Origin of the sequence: Corticimicrobacter populi, from assembly GCF_003123725.1 — a bacterium.
In the GTDB taxonomy this organism is placed as follows: Bacteria; Pseudomonadota; Gammaproteobacteria; order Burkholderiales; family Burkholderiaceae_B; genus Corticimicrobacter; species Corticimicrobacter populi.
Window position 1 is genome coordinate 763,169 of record NZ_QETA01000001.1, and the last position, 18,612, is coordinate 781,780.

Genomic DNA, 18,612 nt, shown 5'->3' on the forward strand with positions numbered 1-18,612 from the left:
TGGCGGCTGGCACATACATAGCGACTCTTGCGCTGGCGTGTGCCGGGGCAACACAGTGGGCTGGTTGTTCAGCCCTTTTTTTTTGAGCATATGGCAGACATTTTTTCGTTGACGGAGCAGGCGCTGGCGGGCATGGATATCGAACTGGTCGATGTCGAGCGTGCTGGTCAGGGGCTGTTGCGTGTGACCATCGATACGCCCGAGGGTGTGCGGATCGAACATTGCGAGCAGGTCTCGCGGCATCTGTCGCGCGTCTACGAAGTCGAAAATGTGGATTATGGCCGGCTTGAGGTCAGTTCTCCCGGTACCGATCGTCCGCTGCGCAAAGAGGCTGATTTTCGGCGCTTTGCGGGTGAACGTGTCGAAATCAAGCTGCGCGAGGCGATTGATAGTCGCAAGGTTTTTTCAGGGATTCTGACGCTTCCGGAAACGGAAGGCGAAGCCGCCGATCAGCAGGGCGGCACAACGTTCGGGTTGGAGTTCGAGGCACAGAAGGGCGAGATGCAGGTGTTGAGCTTTACGCTGGATGATGTCGAGCGTGCCAAGCTGGATCCCGTCCTGAATTTCAAGGGTAAGAAGCGATGAGTCGCGAAATTCTTTTACTGGTGGATGCGCTGGCGAGCGAAAAAGCCGTTCCGCGTGAAGTGGTCTTCGGCGCACTTGAGGGTGCGCTGGCGTCGGCCATGAAAAAGCGCTTCGAGGAAGAGGTCAATATCCGCGTGGCCATCGACCGCGATACCGGCAATTATGAAGGTTTCCGGCGCTGGCTGGTCGTGCCCGACGAGGAAGGCCTGCAGGAGCCCGATCAGCAGGAGCTGCTGTCGGATGCCCGTGAACTGGCTCCCGATGTCGAAGTCGGTGACTACATCGAGGAACCGCTCGAGGCCATCGAGTTCGGTCGTATCGGTGCGCAGGCTGCCAAACAGGCCATTCTGCAGAAGATCCGTGATGCCGAGCGCGAGCAAGTGCTCAATGACTTCCTGGATCGTGGCGAAAGCATTGTGTCCGGCACGGTCAAGCGCATGGACAAGGGCGATGCCATCATCGAAAGCGGCAAGATCGAAGCCCGCCTGCCACGCAACCAGATGATCCCCAAGGAAAACCTGCGTATCGGTGATCGTGTGCGCGCCTGGGTTCAGACCATCGACCGTACGGCACGTGGCCAGCAGGTTCTGCTGTCACGCACGGCACCTGAGTTCATCCAGCAATTGTTTGAAAACGAAGTGCCCGAGATCGAGCAGGGTCTGCTCGAGATCAAGGCGGCTGCGCGTGATCCCGGCGTGCGCGCCAAGATTGCTGTCGTGGCTTACGACAAGCGTATCGACCCCATCGGCACCTGCGTCGGCATGCGTGGTTCGCGCGTCACTGCTGTGCGCAATGAGCTGGGTGGGGAACAGGTCGATATCGTCCTGTGGGCTGATGATCCCGCACAGTTCGTCATTGGTGCGCTGGCTCCGGCCAACGTCGAGTCGATCGTGGTCGATGAAGACAAGCACGCCATGGATGTGGTCGTCGATGAAGAAAACCTGCCAAAGGCGATCGGTGCACGCGGTCAGAATGTCCGTCTGGCATCCGACCTGACCGGCTGGCAGATCAATATCATGACCCAGGAAGAAAGCCACAGCCGCCAGGAAGAGGAGCGCGAAACGCTGCGCGCCGCTTTCATGCAGAAACTGGATGTGGATGAGGAAGTTGCCGACATCCTGATCGATGAAGGCTTTACCGGCCTGGAAGAAATTGCCTATGTACCGATGCAGGAGCTGCTCGATATCGAGGCTTTCGACGAGGAAACCATCACCGAGTTGCGCACTCGGGCCCGCAATGCCCTGCTGACCGAGGCCATCGCCAAGGAAGAAGAAGCAGAGGCTGCCCAGAATCTCAATGGTCTCGAAGGCATGACGCCCGAGCTTATCGAGAAACTGGCCCAGCATGGCATCGAGACGCGTGATGACCTGGCCGATCTGGCGACCGACGAATTGGCCGAGATGGCGGGTATCGACGAACAGGCTGCCAGCGACCTGATCATGCGCGCCCGCGAGCACTGGTTTGATGGTGAGGCATAAGTGCCGGAGTGACCGGTGAGTACCGGTCAGCCTCCTGCCAGGCAGCAGCATCAATATTGAAAAATGCAGTAGAAAGGGAAGAGAGAAACGAATGTCGAGTAATACCGTCGCCCAGTTCGCAAATGAGCTGAAAATGCCCGCCGTTGCGCTGCTTGAGCAGTTGCGCGTTGCCGGCATCGACCTCAAGTCGGCCGACGATGTCGTCACCGAAAGCGACAAGGCGAAGCTGCTCGAGTCGTTGCGCAAGGGTAAGGCGCAAGGCGGTGAGGGCAAGAAGATCACGGTGACACGTCGCCAGACTTCGGAAATCCGCCATGCTGATGCCACCGGGCGTTCTCGCACCGTGCAGGTCGAGGTGCGCAAGAAGCGCGTCTTCGTCAAGCGGGATCTGCAAGATCCGCTGGCTGCCGAAGCTGCTCTCTCCGACCAGGGTGTTACCGCCGACCTCGATCACCATGACGCGACTTCGGTTGCACCTGTCGCGCATGAAGAGTCGATTTCTGCCGAGCCGGTAGCTGTCGTGCAGACAGTTGCCGTGCAGGATGTGCCGGCAGCGGATGTTTCCGCAGTCGAGCCGAGCGTGACCGAGTCTGCAGAAAGTGCTTCCGCACCTGCCGAAACGGTTGCTGCCGAACAGCCTGCACCCGAAGTCGTCGCACCTGCCGTCGAAGACGCAGCGCCGGCGGCAGTCGAAGCGCCATCCATTTCATCCGTTCCGCAAGTAGAGTCCGCCGATGCTGGTGCGGCTGTGCAGGCGGCAGAACAACCCACCCCTGCGCCGGAAGCAACCGCTTCCGTGGCGCAGCAGGAGCAGACGGCAGCGCCGTCCTCCGTCAGCGCAGCAGCACACGCGGAACCGGCCCCTGCCAAGCAGGCAGTTGCTTCGTCCGCGCCCAAAGCGGCAACAGGAAAGAAAAATATGTCCGGCCAGGCAGTACCAGTGGAAGCGGCAGCGGGTGCCACTCCTCCGGCGAATCGTGAAGCAGCCCGCAAGGCAGCCGAGGCAGAGGCAGCAGCGTTGCGTGCCATGCTCAACCGTCCCCGCAAGGTGCTGCGTGCGCCGGAGCCTGAGCCCCAGAACGTGGCCGGCACGCTGCACAAACCGTCCAAGAAGGAAGGTGTCAAGAAGGATGCCAAGCCTGCGACAGACAATGCACCAGGTAAAAAGACCGTCAAGACGGCCGACGCCGGCTCTTCGTCGTGGTCCGATGGCAATCGCAAGAAGCCTTCTGATCGCCCGCAACGCAGCGATGCACCTGCCGGCCGCGATGGCTGGCGCAGTGGCAAGGGGGGGGGCAAGGGCCGTCGCGGTGATCGTCGCGATGAGCAACAGGCCGCCAGCGCCGCGCCCGAATTCATTGTCCGCGAAGTGCATGTTCCCGAAACGGTCACGGTCGCTGATTTGGCACACAAGATGTCCGTCAAGGCTGCCGAGGTCATCAAGTTGTTGATGAAGCTGGGCCAGATGGTGACCATCAACCAGGTGCTGGATCAGGAAACCGCCATGATCGTGGTCGAGGAACTGGGCCACAAGGCGATTGCAGCCAAACTGGATGATCCGGAAGCCTTCCTCGACGAAACCGATCTGGGTGAAATCGAATCGCTGCCGCGTGCACCGGTGGTAACCGTCATGGGTCACGTCGATCACGGCAAGACTTCGCTGCTGGACTACATCCGTCGTGCCAAGGTGGCACATGGTGAGGCCGGTGGCATTACGCAGCATATCGGTGCCTATCACGTCAAGACGCCGCGTGGCGTAGTGACCTTCCTGGATACTCCGGGTCACGAGGCCTTTACGGCCATGCGTGCTCGCGGTGCCAAGGCAACCGACGTGGTGATCCTGGTGGTGGCCGCCGATGATGGCGTGATGCCGCAGACTCGCGAGGCCATTCACCATGCGCGTGCCGCAGGTGTGCCTATCGTGGTGGCCATCACCAAGGTCGACAAGCCCGAAGCCAATCCGGATCGTGTCAAGCAGGAACTGCTGGTCGAAGAGGTCGTGCCCGAAGAATACGGTGGCGATATCCCGTTCGTGCCGGTTTCGGCCAAGACGGGTGCCGGTATCGACGATCTGCTCGAAAACGTGCTGCTGCAAGCCGAGATTCTCGAGCTCAAGGCTCCGATCGAGGCACCTGCCAAGGGCTTGGTCGTCGAGGCACGTCTCGACAAGGGACGTGGTCCGGTTGCGACCGTACTGGTGCAGTCCGGTACGCTGAACCGGGGTGACTCGGTGCTGGTGGGGGCAAGCTATGGCCGTGTACGTGCCATGCTGGATGAAACCGGCAAGGCTATCCACAAGGCTGGTCCGTCCATTCCAGTCGAAATCCAGGGTCTGACCGAAGTGCCTGCCGCAGGCGACGAACTGATCGCCATGGCCGACGAGCGCAAGGCACGCGAAATCGCGCTGTTCCGTCAAGGCAAGTTCCGTGATGTCAAGCTGGCCAAGCAGCAGGCGGCCAAGCTCGAGTCCATGTTCGACAACATGGGTGAGGGTGCCCAGATTCTGTCGCTCATTATCAAGACTGATGTGCAAGGTTCGCAGGAAGCGCTGGCCAATTCGCTGCTCAAACTCTCGACCGACGAGGTCAAGGTACAGGTGGTGCATGCAGCCGTAGGCGGCATTTCCGAAAGCGACGTCAACCTGGCCATCGCCTCGCATGCCGTGATCATCGGCTTCAACGTGCGCGCTGATCACAGCGCCAAGAAGCTGGCCGAGAACAACGACATCGACCTGCGTTACTACAACATCATCTATGATGCGGTGGATGACGTGAAGGCTGCTCTGTCCGGCATGCTGGCTCCCGAGCGCAAGGAAGAAGTCATCGGCATGGTCGAGATCCGCGAGGTCTACAGCATTTCGCGTATCGGCAAGGTCGCTGGTTGTATGGTCACCGATGGTGTGGTGCGTCGCGATTCGCAGATCCGTCTGCTGCGTGGCAATGTGGTCCAGTGGACCGGCCTGCTGGAGTCGCTGCGTCGTTTCAAGGACGACGTCAAGGAAGTCCGCAGCGGTTTCGATTGCGGTATCACCCTGCGTGGCAACAACGATATCGAAGTCGGCGACCAGCTCGAAGTCTTCGAAATCAAGGAAATCGCCCGTTCGCTGTGAGTTTGAATGAGCCGTCATAAACAAAAAAGCATCCCCAACCGCAATGTGCGGTTGGCCGATCAGATCCAGAAGGATCTGGCCGAGATCATCCAGCGCGAGATTGAGATGTCGCGCGTTGGACTGGTCACGCTGACCTCGGTCGAGCTGTCTGCCGACTACGCGCATGCCAAGGTCTATTTTTCCGTGTTGGGTGCGGAGCCCGACGCCGTCGTGGCTCTGCTCAACGAAAAGGCCGGCTGGCTGCATTCGCTGTTGTACAAGCGGTTGCATATCCATACGGTCCCGACCCTGCGCTTCGTGCATGATGCCCAACTGGCGCATGCGATCGAAATGTCCCAATTGATCGATCAGGCCAACCGGTCTGGCGCTCAATCCGGCGTTCCCGACGAACCCGACGACGCCCGCTGACGCGGGCTATCGTTCTATTTCTGGTTGATGACGATGGCTACACGACGCGGGCAATTGCTCGACGGCGTTCTGTTGCTTGACAAACCAGAAGGGCTGTCAAGCAATCACGCTCTACAACGCGCCAAGCGCACGGTGGATGCCCGCAAAGCGGGCCATACCGGCACGCTCGATCCTTTTGCGACCGGGCTGCTGGTGCTGTGCATGGGCAAGGCGACCAAGATTTCCGGCAAGATGCTGGATGCCGACAAACGCTATCTGGCTACGGTGTCTTTCGGTGCCGAAACGGATAGTGGCGATCTGACCGGCACGGTCGTATCGCAGGCTGGCGAAGACTTCACAGGTGTCGAACGAGCGGCGCTGGAGCAGGCGATTGTTGGTTTTCGTGGCGAAATCCAGCAGATTCCCCCCATGTACTCCGCGCTCAAGCGCGATGGCGTACCCCTGTACAAATATGCGCGCGAGGGCATCGAGCTCGAACGTCCGCCGCGCACGGTAACGATTCACCGGCTCGACCTGCTGTCTTGTGACGGCAGGCAGGCCGTGATTGATGTTGAATGCAGCAAAGGCACCTATATCCGGACCCTGGCCCAGGATATAGGGCGCGCGCTCGGCTGCGGGGCGCATCTGGTGGCGTTGCGGCGCACCCGGATCGGCCCGTTCTCGCTGGACGACGCCATCACGCTGGAGCAGTTGCAGGCCATGCCGACCCCGGCGCAGGTCCTGTTGCCGCTGGACAAACTGCCCGCTGGCCTGTGGCCGGCGGCCTGACTGACTGAGGACGACTTTTATGACACGCGCTTTGCGTAACGTAGCCATCATCGCACACGTCGATCATGGCAAGACCACTCTGGTGGACCAACTGCTCAAGCAGTCGGGCACCTTCCGCGACAACCAGCACATGTCTGAACGGGTCATGGACTCGGGCGACATCGAAAAAGAACGCGGCATCACGATTCTGGCCAAAAACTGTGCCTGCGAATACGAAGGCACGCACATCAACATTATCGACACCCCGGGACACGCGGATTTTGGTGGCGAAGTTGAGCGTGTGCTGTCGATGGCCGACGGCGTGCTGTTGCTGGTCGATGCGGTCGAAGGCCCGATGCCCCAGACCCGTTTCGTGACCCGCAAAGCGCTGGCACTGGGCCTGCGTCCCATCGTGGTCGTCAATAAGATCGATCGTCCGGGCGCGCGTCCGGATTTTGCGATCAATGCAACCTTCGATCTGTTCGATAAGCTCGGCGCAACCGAAGAACAGCTCGATTTTCCCATCATTTATGCTTCGGGGCTGTCGGGCTACGCAGGCCTGACCGAAGATGTGCGCAGTGGCGACATGCGTCCGCTATTTGAGGCGATCCTCAAGTACGTGCCGCAGCGTGATGATGATGCCGATGGCCCACTGCAAATGCAGATCGTTTCGCTTGACTACAGCAGCTACGTGGGCAAGATCGGCGTGGGGCGTATCAACCGCGGTCGCGCTCGCGCAGGCCAGGATGTGATCGTCAAGTTTGGCCCCGATGGCGCACCGATCAAGGGGCGCATCAATCAGGTGCTCAAGTTCAAGGGCCTGGAACGTGTTCTGGTCGATGAGGCCGAAGCAGGCGATATCGCGCTCATCAACGGGATAGAAGAACTGGGCATTGGCTGCACGGTGACGGATGTGTCGGTGCAGGAAGCGCTGCCTATGCTGCGCATTGACGAGCCGACGCTGACCATGAATTTCATGGTGAACACCTCGCCATTGGCCGGCCGCGAAGGCAAGTTCGTGACCAGTCGCCAACTGCGCGACCGTCTGGAGCGCGAACTCAAGTCCAACGTGGCACTGCGTGTGCGCGATACCGACGACGATACGGTGTTCGAAGTGGCTGGCCGGGGCGAATTGCACCTGACCATTTTGCTGGAAAACATGCGCCGTGAAGGCTACGAACTGGCCGTTTCGCGCCCGCGTGTGGTGTTCAAAGATATCGACGGGGTACGTTGCGAGCCCTATGAGCTGCTGTCTGTCGATCTGGAAGATGGTCACCAGGGTGCGGTGATGGAAGAACTGGGCCGCCGCAAGGGCGACCTGCAGGACATGCAGCCGGATGGCCGTGGTCGTACCCGTTTGGAATATCGTATTCCGGCCCGTGGCCTGATCGGTTTCCAGGGCGAGTTTCTGTCGATGACACGTGGCACGGGTCTGATGAGCCATGTGTTCGACGATTACCAACCGGTTCGCGATGGCAGCCTGGGCGAGCGTCGCAACGGCGTGCTCATCAGCCAGGACGATGGTGACGCTGTGGCCTACGCTCTGTGGAAGCTGCAGGATCGTGGTCGCATGTTCGTCAATCCGGGCGAAGCGCTGTATGAAGGCATGATTATCGGTATTCACAGCCGCGACAATGATCTGGTCGTGAACCCGATCAAGGGCAAGCAACTGACTAACGTGCGGGCCTCGGGTACGGATGAGGCTGTGCGTCTGGTGCCGCCGATCAAGATCACGCTCGAATACGCCGTGGAATTCATCGACGACGACGAACTGGTCGAGATTACACCCAAGTCCATCCGCCTGCGCAAGCGCTACCTGAAAGAGCACGAACGTCGCCGGATGTCGCGCGAAGGCAGCTGATACGTTTGTGCGCAGTACGACTGGCAGGGCAGGCAAGAGTGTTTAAAATGTGACCATGACGGTAACCTATACTCTGCTCGAAGCCTGCACCTACCAGGAAGATGTCCGCAAAAGCCGCTTTCTGGGCTGGGCGGCACCGGTAGCCAGCATCGATGAAGCAATGGCTTTCTTTGCCGCTCACTCGGTGGTCGATGCTACACACAATTGCTGGGCCTACCGAATCGGACCGCTGTATCGTTTCAATGACGACGGCGAACCCGGCGGTACGGCTGGCCGACCAATTCTGCAGGCCATTGAGGGGCAGGGCTTCGACAATGTGGCCGTGCTGGTAGTGCGCTGGTTTGGTGGCGTCAAGCTGGGTGCCGGCGGACTGGTGCGGGCCTATAGCGCCTGTGCTGCCAACACCTTGCGCCAGGGCAAGCGGCAGGAAGTGATTCCTGCCATGCAGGTGCGCTGCCGCTGTCTTTATACCGATCTGGCACGCGTGCAGGCGCGGCTGGCCCAGGCTGGTGTGCGCACGCTCGATGAACAGTTCGATGCCGAAGGTGTGCAATTGCGCCTGGATGTACCGCTGGCCGTCGCCAGCGAACTGGCCGTAGCCGTGGCCGATATCAGCCGGGGGCAGGCGCTCTGGCAACCGCTTACAGAACAAGCTCGCAAATGATCATTCTAGGTTTCGAAAGCTCCTGTGACGAGACAGGTGTCGCGCTGGCGTGTACCGAGCGTGGGTTGTTGGCGCATGCGTTGCACAGCCAGATCGCCATGCATGGCGAATACGGCGGCGTAGTACCGGAACTGGCTTCACGCGATCATATTCGCCGTGTTGTGCCGCTGACCCGCCAGGTGCTGGCCGAGGCCGGGCTGTCGTGGCGGGATATCGGGGCCGTCGCCTATACGGCGGGCCCGGGTCTGGGTGGCGCATTGCTGGTCGGGGCCAGCGTGGCGCAAGCCGTTGCCTGGGCGCATGGTTTGCCGACACTGGGTATTCATCACCTTGAAGGGCACCTGCTGTCACCCCTTTTGGCCGAGCCGCAGCCGACCTTTCCTTTCCTGGCTCTGTTGGTGTCCGGTGGGCATACCCAGATCATGAAGGTCAGCGGAGTAGGGGAATACGAATTGCTGGGAGAAACGCTGGACGATGCGGCCGGCGAAGCCTTCGACAAGACTGCCAAGCTGATGGGGCTGCCTTATCCGGGTGGTCCGGCGCTGGCGGCGCTGGCGGAACAGGGGAATGAACATGCGGTGCAACTGCCACGCCCCATGCTGCATTCTCATGATTATGATTTCAGCTTCAGCGGTCTGAAGACCGCGGTACTAACCCGCATGCGGCAGTTGACCGCGGCGGCAGCCCAGGAAGGTGAGGGGAGCCGTCGTGAGGCGGTGGCCTCGTTGCCACCGACTCCGGCAGATACGGCGGCTGCCGCATTGGCTGTGCCGCTTCAGGCACGTGCCGATCTGGCGGCAGCGACCCAGGCGGCCATTGTCGATGTCCTGGTGGCAAAAGCGGTCAGGGCGCTCAAGGATGAAGGCCTGACCCGGTTGGTGGTGGCAGGCGGCGTGGGAGCCAACAAACGGCTGCGTCACAAGCTGCAGGAAGCCCTGGCCTCGGTGCGCAATGCCGAGGTGTTTTTCCCACCGCTGGAGTTCTGCACCGACAATGGTGCGATGATCGCCTTTGCGGCGGCATTGAGGATCAATGCCGGCAAGGCGCAGTTCAATACGGATCATGCTTTTACCGTGCGGCCGCGCTGGCCGCTGGATCAGATCGAGACCTCGGCAGAGCCTTTTTAGATCGCTGAGGCGGGCGGGCCTCTATGAGGTAGAGGGCTTAATGTGACGGTATATCGGGTCGTGATGCGAGACGCCAGGAGCAAGGCATCCATGCAATGCACGGCTTGTGCTCGTGCCGCTTCTTCCGAATGAGACTCCAGTGTGAAGTAAATTTCGTCACATTGATCTGTCTGACTTCCGACGCACCCGCTATCGGGAATGGTCGCATCGAGCACATTGAAAAGGGCAATTCGCTCTGCAAGCGTGAGCTTGCGGGATAAGTCAGCATATACAGCGTATTGCATTTTCATCATCAGCAGCCAGATGGTTTTATCGGTGCCGGGTCTGTTGTTTGCCTGCTGTGCCAGCCTGTTGTTCAGCGTTTTTTTTCTTGCTACCGATCTTGCCTTCAGTGCCTTGCAGCAGGCGCGATATATTGGCCTTGTGGCGATAGATCAGCATCAGGCTGATGATGCCGATAGCCGTGCCGATACGTCCGTCTGCAGGCCAGGCGATGCCGGCCCCCAGCAGGTAGTAGATGGGGGCACAGGCTGCCGCCAACAGAGCGGCCAGCGATGAGTAGCGCGTGAAATAGGCGACCAGCAGCCATGTCACCAAGGCTGCGAGGGCCAGCAGGGGATGTAGTGCCAGCAGTACGCCCATGGCTGTGGCCACACCCTTGCCGCCCTTGAAACCGAGAAACAGCGGGTACAGGTGCCCCAGGAACACGGCGACGGCGCAGCCGGCAATCCATCCTGCATCCAGGCCGAGACCCGGCCCGAAGCGCAGGGCAAGGATGACCATCAGCCAGCCTTTGAACAGGTCTCCCAGCAGGGTAAGCGCGGCAGCGAGTTTGTTGCCCGTGCGCAGGACGTTGGTGGCCCCGGGATTGCCCGAGCCGTAATTGCGGGGGTCATCGAGCCGCATGAGTTTGCTGACCACGACGGCAAACGGGATGGAGCCGATCAGGTAGGATGCCAGGAGAAAACCGATGCCGGTGGCAAAAGAAGGAAAATCGCTCATAAATGCCTGCTGTTCGACGATAAAAAAGGGGGCTTGCAGCCATCCGGCCGGTATGGACAGAGTACAATCGACGGATTCGCAAGTGTAGCGCCGAACGCACTGATTTTACTTGGGAGTCTGCATGCATATCCTGGTTTCCAACGACGACGGCTATTCCGCGCCGGGACTCGAAGCGCTGGTCAAGGCCCTCGACGGCCTGGGCCGCATCACGGTGGTCGCACCCGAAACCAATTGCAGCGGCGCTTCCAATTCCCTGACCCTCAATCGGCCCCTGTGGGTACGGACGGCATCCAATGGTTTTCACTGCGTCAGCGGAACGCCCTCGGATTGCGTGCACGTTGCCCTGACAGGCCTGTTGGGCGAGCGCCCTGACCTGGTCGTGTCCGGCATCAACAACGGTGCCAACATGGGGGACGACACGTTGTACTCGGGCACGGTCGCTGCTGCGACTGAGGGTTACCTGTTTGGGATTCCCTCGATCGCATTTTCTCTGGTTCAAAAGGGCTGGGAGCATCTGGATGCGGCTGCGGCCATTGCACGCAGCATCGTCGAACGCCAGATCGAGGCACCGCTGCATGCACCGGTACTGCTCAACGTCAATATTCCCAACCGGTCCCTTTACGATATCAAGCCAGCGCGTGTCACCCGCCTGGGTCGGCGCCATCCTTCCGAACCTGTGGTACGCACGGCCACGCCCTATGGCGAGACGGTCTATTGGATCGGCCCATCCGGCACGGCAGCGGATGCCGCCCCTGGAACCGATTTTCATGCTCTGGCCGAAGGCCATGTCTCGATCACGCCGCTGCGTGTTGATCTGACCCACCATGAGCAGATTGAGGCAATACATGGCTGGACGGAGCAACTGGAACCATGCGCCCGCGCCTGACGGAAACCTCCGCCATGATGGCGGCTGACAGTCGTTCGCGAAAAAGCGGACAGCCCTGGAGCGCGAGTGCGCTATCCGGATTCAGCCCCGCAAACAGCAATACCCGTATTTCTGCCAGCCGCCTGCCGTTACGGGCGGATGCCGCTGCCCCTTCCTTGCGCGCACCGGGCAATCTTGGTCTCAACTCGGAGCGTCAGCGCGCAGCCATGGTTGAGCGCCTGCGTCGGCAGGGCATTGCCGACGAGCGTGTACTGCGCGCCATGCAGGCCGTGTTGCGGCACAGCTTCGTGGATGAGGCGCTGGCCAGTCGCGCCTATGATGATGCTGCACTGCCGATCGGCTTTGCACAGACGATTTCCCAACCCTGGGTCGTGGCCCACATGATCCAGACCGTGCTGCGTGACCGGATGCCGCGTAAAATACTGGAAATCGGTGCCGGCTGTGGTTACCAGGCGGCTGTGCTGGCGCATTGCGCGCCAGAAGTCCACTCGATAGAGCGGATACAGGGGCTATATGATCTGGCACGCAACAATTTTCAAAAATTGAAAATAGCATCGATCAAATTGCATTATGGTGACGGCATGCGTGGGTTGCCTGATGCTGCGCCCTTCGATGCCATCGTCATTGCAGCCGCCGGACTGGAGATTCCTGCCGGATTGCGGTTGCAGCTTGCCGTTGGAGGCCGTCTGATAGCCCCCGAGGGTGGAGAAGAACAACGTCTGGTCCTGATAGAGCGCACCGGAGCGCAGGACTGGACCCGAATTGAACTCGAACCGGTGCGTTTTGTCCCGCTCAAGGCGGGTACGCAGACATGAATAGACAGGAGAATTACATGCCAGTGCGGGTGTCACCCACGATGGATATCAATCAACCCTTGCGTTCCCAGGGCGGTCGGCTGCTTGCTGCCTCCCTGCTGGTGCTGGCATTGGCTGCCTGCACGACGACCGATCAGCGGGCCCCGATTCGCGACATGTCGCAACAGCGTGGCGGCGAGACCGCCCAGCAGGCAGCGCAACCAGCCTTGCGCCATGTCGTCAAGCCGGGCGATACGCTCTATCAGATCGCACGGCGTTATCAGGTTGATGCAGGATCGGTGATTGCCTGGAATCAACTGAGCGACCCGAGTCGCCTGCGTCCCGGCCAGGAGCTGATCGTCAGTGCGCCGGGCAGTTCGACCGCAGCGGCACAATCTGGCACGTCATCGACGGCCCAGGTCACGCCGATTACCGATCCTTCTTCCGCAGAAGTGCGTCCGGTCGATCTCAACGCCGGTTCGCAGTCGTCCGTCAGCACCGGCAGCGATACGCCGGCTGCCACGACCACCACGCCGTCACCTTCGGCCACGGCTGGAACAGGTAATGTGCCGCGTGCCGCCGATGCCAATGTGATCGCCTGGGGCTGGCCCGCCAGCGGTGAACTGATCCAGAGTTTCGGTGGTTCCAGTCGCGGGATCGATATTTCCGGTACGGCCGGCGATCCGATCTATGCGGCAGCCGATGGCAAAGTCATGTTCACGGGCAGTGGTGTTCGTGGTCGCGGCAACCTGATCATCATCAATCACCAGCGCAATGCCTTCATCACGGTCTATGCCCATAACCGTTCGATGTTGGTCAAGGCCGGCCAGGACGTGAAGAAGGGCGACAAGATTGCAGAAATGGGGCAGACCGACACCACGTCGCCACGCCTCTATTTCGAGATCCGTCGCCAGGGCACGCCGGTTAACCCACTGGGCTACCTGCCGGCAAAATGATCCCACACCTGGTCTTCGATCTCGAGACGATTCCGGATGCAGACGGCTTGCGTCGTCTGCACGACGCCCAGGGGCTGGATGATGCCGCAGTGGTTGAGCAGGCACTGGCTGCGCGGCGCGAAGCGGTCGGCCATGACTTCATGCCACTGCACTTGCATCGCATCGTGGCCATTGGCTGTGTATTTCGCGATGACCGGGGCTTCCAGGTGCGTTGCCTGGGAGAACCCGGCGACAGTGAAGCCGCACTGATCTCGGCCTTCTTCAAGACAATCGAGCGCTATACCCCGCGCCTGATCAGCTGGAACGGATCGGGCTTCGATCTGCCGGTGCTGCATTATCGAAGCCTGATTCACGGTATCGCCGCACCGCGTTACTGGGATATGGGTGAGGATGATCGCGACTTTCGCTACAACAACTACATCAGTCGCTACCATACCCGCCACGTCGATCTGATGGACGTGCTGGCCAAGTACAACGGCCGGGCCAACGCGCCGCTGGATGAGCTAGCCAAGTTGTGCGGTTTTCCCGGCAAGCTGGGTGTCGATGGCAGTCAGGTCTGGCCTATGTGGCAGCAAGGTGCCATCGATGATATCCGCGCCTATTGCGAAACCGATGTCGCCAATACCTGGCTGGTCTATACACGCTTTCGCCTGTTGCGAGGCGAGATCGACCAAACTGGTTATGAGCAGGAACTGGCCGTGGTCAAAGAAGCGCTGGCGGCCTTGCCTGGTTCGCATTGGCAGGAATATTTGGCGGCCTGGGCGGAGTCGGTGCGCTAAGTCGATTTTGCATCTGCATTAAGCCGGTAGCTTGTTCGATCGCTCTGGAAGGATGACTGTGGCCTGGCCTGTAGAGTCACAGAGCGCTGGACTAGGAAAAAAATCCGCGCCTGCCTGAAGCTCTGCACTGCTCAACCCTTGACGCGGATGATCTTCTGCACCTGCGGCACGTGCCGGATGGAGCGGATGACGCGAGCCAGATGTTGCCGGCTGTCCACCTGTACGGTCAGATTGACCGATACCGTGGCGCTAACATCATCCTGCATGGCGACATGCACGATATTGGAGTCGGCTGCCGTGACTTCGGCAGCGATACGGCCCAGTACGCCGCGCTCATTGATGATGACAATCTCGAGGCGAGTGGAGAGGTGGCGAGCGGTGTGCTCATCCCAGGCCACATTAATCCAGCGCTCGGGTTCGCGAGCCTGCTGGCGCAAGGCATTGGGGCAGTCGGCAGTATGCACGACCAGTCCGTGACCGACGCGGATGCCGGCGATGATCTGGTCGCCTGGCAGAGGGCCGCAACAGGGAGCCAGTTGTACGGCCTGGCCTTCATTGCCCTGTATGAGTACGGGTGCGTTGCGTGCTGAGGTGAGATCGTCGTCAGCGGCGGCGGTGGTGGCCAGCAGTGGATGCTCGGGGGCAAAGCGTCGCGCTACCACGGCGGCCAGACGCTTGCCCAGGCCGATGTCGGCCATGATCTCGTCGCGGTCGGCTGCGCCGCTGCTGCGCACCAGCTTGTCCCAGGCGGGATCGTCGCCTGCGGGGATTTCGATGTGCAGTGCCTGCAGTGCCTGCTGCAGCATGCGCTCGCCAAAGGCGACCGATTCGGCATACTTGACCGTGCGCAGGTAGTGACGGATCTCCGAGCGGGCACGCCCGGTCCGTACATAATTGAGCCACTGCGCATTGGGCCGCGAAGTCGAGGCCGTGATGATCTCGATGCGATCGCCGCTGTGCAGCTCGGTGCGCAGTGGTACGAATTCGTCGTTGACCTTGGCGGCAACGGTCTGGTTGCCGATGTCGGTATGGATGGTATAGGCGAAGTCGACCGGCGTGGCACCACGTGGCAGCGAGATGATTTTGCCCTTGGGCGTGAAGACGTAGACCGAGTCAGGGAACAGATCGACCTTGACGTGTTCAAGGAATTCGCCCGAGTCGCCGGTCTGGCTCTGGATGTCGAGCAGCGATTGCAGCCACTGGTGGGTACGCTTCTGCAATTGGCTGAGCGTGACACCTTCTTCCTTGTAGAGCCAGTGCGCGGCGACGCCTTCTTCGGCGATCTGATGCATGTCGCGCGTACGGAACTGGAACTCGATGGGTGTCCCGTAGGGGCCGACCAGCGTGGTGTGCAGGGACTGGTAGCCATTCAGCTTGGGAATGGCGATGTAATCCTTGAATTTGCCGGGTACCGGGCGATAGAGCTGATGCAGCGTACCCAGCGCCAGATAGCATTCTGGCAGGGTGTGTACGATGATGCGAAAACCGTAGACATCCAGCACTTCGGAAAAGCTTTTTTTCTGCTCTTCCATTTTGCTGTAGATGCCGTAGAGGGTTTTTTCACGGCCACTGACTTCGGCTTCGATGCCGGCAGCAGGCAGTGCGGCACGCACCGTATCGGTAATCTTGTTGATGACATCGCGGCGATTGCCGCGCGCGGCCAGGACGGCTTTCTGGATGACCCGCTGACGGTTTGGATGGATCGCTGCGAAACAGCGATCCTGCAGTTCGCGAAAGAGGGCATTCAGCCCCAGCCGATCGGCGATGGGCGAGTAGATGTCGAGGGTTTCGCGGGCAACGCGCTTGCGTTTGTCGGGCGGCACGGCATCGAGCGTGCGCATATTGTGCAGGCGATCGGCCAGCTTGACCAGAATGACACGGACATCGCGCGCCATCGCCAGCAGCATCTTGCGGAAGCTTTCTGCCTGTTGCTGCGCCTTGCTGGCGAAGTCCAGCCGATCAAGCTTGGACAGTCCGTCGACCAGTTCGGCAACGTCAGCCCCGAAGCGTTCGGTGAGTTCCTGCTTGGAGACGCCCTGGTCCTCCATCACATCGTGCAGCAGTGCGGCCATCAGGGCTTGTGCATCGAGTTTCCAGCCGGCGCAGATGGCCGTGACGGCGATGGGATGGGTAATGTAGGGCTCGCCGCTGGTGCGGAACTGGCCCAGATGGGCCTGGTCTGCGAAGCGGTAGGCTTCGCGGACCTGCTCGACCTCTTTTTTGTCGAGATAGGTCGCCAGCAACTCGGCCAGTGGTGCAAACGAAACAATGGTGGCGACATTCGGTGGCGTTGCGGCCTGGCTGGCAGGCTGAGGCAGGGCGGCCGTGCCCGCTGCCCCCTTTTTGCCACTGACATTCGGCGTTCTGCGACCCAGCCGGGAGCCGGCCTTGATCGCTGCGATCAATCCGGAAGAAGCGTGCCTGAGTCCACTGAATGCCATGATGCCACCTGCGCCGGGATCAGGTCGGAACCTTGCGCAGCATTTCGACGCCGGTCACTCCCTCGGCGATTTCGCGCAGGGCAGCTACGGTGGGCTTGTCGCGGGTTTCGATGCGCGGAGCATGGCCCTGGGCCAGCTGGCGTGCGCGATAGGTCGCAGCCAGCGTCAGCTTGAAGCGGTTGGGGATCTGGTTCAGGCAGTCTTCGACGGTGATTCGGGCCATGGCATTGTCCTGTGTGAAATGGGTTCGTGAAGCAGATTTTGCGTGTGCCGGATCAGTTGCCGCTGTCCTGGCTGATGCCAAGTGCAGCGAAAAGCGCAGCATGCCGCAGGGCTTGCGCAGCAAAGCGCAGACGTGCGGCAGAGATGATTCTTTTCAGTTCTGAAAGGGCAACGCTAAATTCTTGATTAATAATAACATATTCGAATTCTGGCGCGTGTGCGATTTCACCGCCTGCGGCCAGCATGCGGCGGGCAATGACCTGCTCGCTGTCCTGGCCGCGCTGGCGCAGGCGTTCCTCGAGCGCATCGATCGAGGGCGGCAGGATAAAGATGCCCTGCGCCCCCGGGAAGTGTTTCTTGACCTGACGGGCTCCCTGCCAGTCGATCTCAAGCAGCACATCCTGGCCCTGGGCCAGGGCTCGGTCCATGATGTCGCGGGGGGTGCCATAGAAGTTGCCATGCACTTCGGCCCATTCGAGCAACTGGCCGTTGTCGCGCATCTGCTTGAAGGTATCTACGCTCAGAAAGCGGTAGTGACGGCCGTCTGTTTCGCCGGGGCGCGGTGCGCGTGTGGTACAGGATACCGAGAGCAGAATGTCGCGGTCGGATTCCAGCAGTGCGTTGACCAGGCTGGATTTGCCGGCACCGCTCGGTGCCACGACCATGAAGATGTTTCCGGCTGACATGAGGTACTGCGTTCCTGCGCAAAAATATAAGGATAACAAGAAATGTCAGCGCCCGGCGGACGCACCGCTTATTTTTTGCCCGGGACGGAGACACTCTGGCGTGGCCGGATCATGGCGCGAAACAGCCACAGCCCGAACAGGATGGACATGACCGTGCCGGCGACCATCAGGACGTTCTGGCTGCCTCCTGCGGCGGCCACGCCGCGCGCGGCCAGCCAGCCGGGCAGCAGCATCAGCGGCACCCAGGCGATTGCCGACAGGACATTGGCCAACTGGAAAGGCAGGTGGCGCATGCCCATGACTCCCGCGACCAGCGGGATGGTGGAGCGGATCGGGCCCAGGAAGCGGCCCAGCAGAATCGCCAGGAAACCATAGCGGGAGAAAAACAGCCGCGCCCGCGCCACGCCCGTACGCTGCTTGTTGAGCGGCCATCGACGCTGGATGCCGGGGCCGATCCAGCGTCCCAGGAAATATGAAATGGCATCGCCTGCCACGGCTCCGGCTATGCCCCAGGCCAGAATGGGGCCGGCCTGCAGCTCGCCGCTGCCGACCAGGCCGCCGGCAAGCAGCAGCAAGGCTGTGGCTGGAATGAACAGGCCGACGACGATGAGCGATTCGCCCAGGGCGATGAGGCCGAGTATGGGGCCGGCCCAGGCGCTGTTCTGTTCGATGAATTGGCTGATCAGGTCGATATAGGCGTCGATGCCGGTCTCCTCGGTGGAATTTTTTGCCGCCGGACCGCTTCCAAGGCAAAAGCGCATCCTTGGGGGCAGCAAGCCGCAGGTGCAGCGTGGAGGTATTTTTAGGGTGATGTACTTCAAAAATTGCAATCACTGCGCTTATCATGATAGCCCCCTGAACCAGGGG

General features: G+C 60.6%; 17 protein-coding genes. 12 read left to right on the forward strand and 5 right to left on the reverse strand.

Annotated features, from left to right (window positions below; translation table 11 throughout):
• Positions 1-90 precede the first annotated feature (90 nt).
• From rimP to tsaD, 8 genes are all read left to right on the forward strand, one after another.
• A complete protein-coding gene (rimP, locus tag DD235_RS03660; protein ID WP_109061007.1) occupies positions 91-585 on the forward strand; it encodes a ribosome maturation factor RimP in 495 nt (164 codons plus the stop codon).
• Positions 582-2,063 carry a transcription termination factor NusA gene (gene nusA / locus DD235_RS03665; RefSeq protein ID WP_109060657.1) on the forward strand — a complete coding sequence of 494 codons (1,482 nt, stop codon included), beginning with the start codon at positions 582-584 and terminating at the stop codon, positions 2,061-2,063. The genes rimP and nusA overlap by 4 nt, the downstream gene beginning before the upstream one ends.
• A gap of 91 nt (positions 2,064-2,154) precedes the next feature.
• Entirely contained in the window at positions 2,155-5,172 is a 3,018-nt protein-coding gene (infB, locus tag DD235_RS03670) for a translation initiation factor IF-2 (RefSeq protein ID WP_109060658.1), read from the forward strand.
• 6 nt (positions 5,173-5,178) lie between these two features.
• On the forward strand, positions 5,179-5,580 hold the full coding sequence (rbfA, locus tag DD235_RS03675) for a 30S ribosome-binding factor RbfA (RefSeq protein WP_109060659.1): 402 nt from the start codon (positions 5,179-5,181) through the stop codon (positions 5,578-5,580).
• A gap of 33 nt (positions 5,581-5,613) precedes the next feature.
• Positions 5,614-6,348, forward strand: coding sequence for a tRNA pseudouridine(55) synthase TruB (truB, locus tag DD235_RS03680; protein ID WP_109060660.1), 735 nt, complete (start codon positions 5,614-5,616; stop codon positions 6,346-6,348).
• Positions 6,349-6,367: 19 nt separating this feature from the next.
• Positions 6,368-8,188 carry a translational GTPase TypA gene (gene typA / locus DD235_RS03685; protein WP_109060661.1) on the forward strand — a complete coding sequence of 607 codons (1,821 nt, stop codon included), beginning with the start codon at positions 6,368-6,370 and terminating at the stop codon, positions 8,186-8,188.
• A gap of 55 nt (positions 8,189-8,243) precedes the next feature.
• Positions 8,244-8,852: an IMPACT family protein gene (locus tag DD235_RS03690; protein ID WP_109060662.1), complete on the forward strand. Its 609-nt coding sequence runs from the start codon at positions 8,244-8,246 to the stop codon at positions 8,850-8,852.
• On the forward strand, positions 8,849-9,979 hold the full coding sequence (gene tsaD, locus DD235_RS03695; protein ID WP_109060663.1) for a tRNA (adenosine(37)-N6)-threonylcarbamoyltransferase complex transferase subunit TsaD: 1,131 nt from the start codon (positions 8,849-8,851) through the stop codon (positions 9,977-9,979). Before DD235_RS03690 ends, tsaD begins: the two co-directional genes overlap by 4 nt.
• Positions 9,980-10,288: 309 nt before the next feature.
• Here the strand turns inward: tsaD and plsY are convergent, their stop codons facing one another.
• Entirely contained in the window at positions 10,289-10,981 is a 693-nt protein-coding gene (plsY, locus tag DD235_RS03700; RefSeq protein WP_109060664.1) for a glycerol-3-phosphate 1-O-acyltransferase PlsY, read from the reverse strand.
• A 121-nt stretch (positions 10,982-11,102) separates the two neighbouring features.
• Here plsY and surE point away from each other — a divergent pair, with 121 nt between their 5' ends.
• The 4 genes from surE to DD235_RS03720 are packed head-to-tail and all read left to right on the forward strand — an operon-like array spanning position 11,103 to position 14,396.
• Positions 11,103-11,867 (forward strand): 5'/3'-nucleotidase SurE, encoded by a 765-nt coding sequence (gene surE, locus DD235_RS03705; RefSeq protein WP_109060665.1) that lies wholly within the window; start codon positions 11,103-11,105, stop codon positions 11,865-11,867.
• A gap of 17 nt (positions 11,868-11,884) precedes the next feature.
• Entirely contained in the window at positions 11,885-12,682 is a 798-nt protein-coding gene (locus DD235_RS03710) for a protein-L-isoaspartate(D-aspartate) O-methyltransferase (protein ID WP_109061008.1), read from the forward strand.
• A gap of 41 nt (positions 12,683-12,723) precedes the next feature.
• Positions 12,724-13,617, forward strand: coding sequence for a peptidoglycan DD-metalloendopeptidase family protein (locus tag DD235_RS03715; RefSeq protein WP_239990016.1), 894 nt, complete (start codon positions 12,724-12,726; stop codon positions 13,615-13,617).
• Positions 13,614-14,396 (forward strand): 3'-5' exonuclease, encoded by a 783-nt coding sequence (locus DD235_RS03720; protein ID WP_109060667.1) that lies wholly within the window; start codon positions 13,614-13,616, stop codon positions 14,394-14,396. The genes DD235_RS03715 and DD235_RS03720 overlap by 4 nt, the downstream gene beginning before the upstream one ends.
• A gap of 131 nt (positions 14,397-14,527) precedes the next feature.
• Here DD235_RS03720 and DD235_RS03725 read toward each other — a convergent pair whose 3' ends face one another.
• The 4 genes from DD235_RS03725 to DD235_RS03740 form a co-directional block, all read right to left on the reverse strand.
• The gene (locus tag DD235_RS03725) at positions 14,528-16,837 is read right to left on the reverse strand and encodes a RelA/SpoT family protein (RefSeq protein ID WP_109060668.1); all 2,310 of its coding nucleotides are present in this window, start codon (positions 16,835-16,837) and stop codon (positions 14,528-14,530) included.
• A 19-nt stretch (positions 16,838-16,856) separates the two neighbouring features.
• Positions 16,857-17,060 (reverse strand): DNA-directed RNA polymerase subunit omega, encoded by a 204-nt coding sequence (gene rpoZ, locus DD235_RS03730; protein ID WP_109060669.1) that lies wholly within the window; start codon positions 17,058-17,060, stop codon positions 16,857-16,859.
• Between the two features lie 52 nt (positions 17,061-17,112).
• Positions 17,113-17,745 carry a guanylate kinase gene (gene gmk, locus DD235_RS03735; protein ID WP_109060670.1) on the reverse strand — a complete coding sequence of 211 codons (633 nt, stop codon included), beginning with the start codon at positions 17,743-17,745 and terminating at the stop codon, positions 17,113-17,115.
• A gap of 68 nt (positions 17,746-17,813) precedes the next feature.
• A complete protein-coding gene (locus DD235_RS03740; RefSeq protein ID WP_109061009.1) occupies positions 17,814-18,449 on the reverse strand; it encodes a DedA family protein in 636 nt (211 codons plus the stop codon).
• Positions 18,450-18,612: the final 163 nt, after the last annotated feature.

Coding starts and splice junctions, on each gene's coding strand:
- DD235_RS03715 (WP_239990016.1), top strand. CDS start 12,724: ATGGATATCAATCAACCCTTGCGTTCCCAGGGCGGTCGGCTGCTTGCT.
- typA (WP_109060661.1), top strand. CDS start 6,368: ATGACACGCGCTTTGCGTAACGTAGCCATCATCGCACACGTCGATCAT.
- tsaD (WP_109060663.1), top strand. CDS start 8,849: ATGATCATTCTAGGTTTCGAAAGCTCCTGTGACGAGACAGGTGTCGCG.
- surE (WP_109060665.1), top strand. CDS start 11,103: ATGCATATCCTGGTTTCCAACGACGACGGCTATTCCGCGCCGGGACTC.
- plsY (WP_109060664.1), bottom strand. CDS start 10,981: ATGAGCGATTTTCCTTCTTTTGCCACCGGCATCGGTTTTCTCCTGGCA.
- infB (WP_109060658.1), top strand. CDS start 2,155: ATGTCGAGTAATACCGTCGCCCAGTTCGCAAATGAGCTGAAAATGCCC.
- DD235_RS03690 (WP_109060662.1), top strand. CDS start 8,244: ATGACGGTAACCTATACTCTGCTCGAAGCCTGCACCTACCAGGAAGAT.
- rpoZ (WP_109060669.1), bottom strand. CDS start 17,060: ATGGCCCGAATCACCGTCGAAGACTGCCTGAACCAGATCCCCAACCGC.
- DD235_RS03720 (WP_109060667.1), top strand. CDS start 13,614: ATGATCCCACACCTGGTCTTCGATCTCGAGACGATTCCGGATGCAGAC.
- rbfA (WP_109060659.1), top strand. CDS start 5,179: ATGAGCCGTCATAAACAAAAAAGCATCCCCAACCGCAATGTGCGGTTG.
- gmk (WP_109060670.1), bottom strand. CDS start 17,745: ATGTCAGCCGGAAACATCTTCATGGTCGTGGCACCGAGCGGTGCCGGC.
- truB (WP_109060660.1), top strand. CDS start 5,614: ATGGCTACACGACGCGGGCAATTGCTCGACGGCGTTCTGTTGCTTGAC.
- nusA (WP_109060657.1), top strand. CDS start 582: ATGAGTCGCGAAATTCTTTTACTGGTGGATGCGCTGGCGAGCGAAAAA.
- DD235_RS03725 (WP_109060668.1), bottom strand. CDS start 16,837: ATGGCATTCAGTGGACTCAGGCACGCTTCTTCCGGATTGATCGCAGCG.
- rimP (WP_109061007.1), top strand. CDS start 91: ATGGCAGACATTTTTTCGTTGACGGAGCAGGCGCTGGCGGGCATGGAT.
- DD235_RS03710 (WP_109061008.1), top strand. CDS start 11,885: ATGGCGGCTGACAGTCGTTCGCGAAAAAGCGGACAGCCCTGGAGCGCG.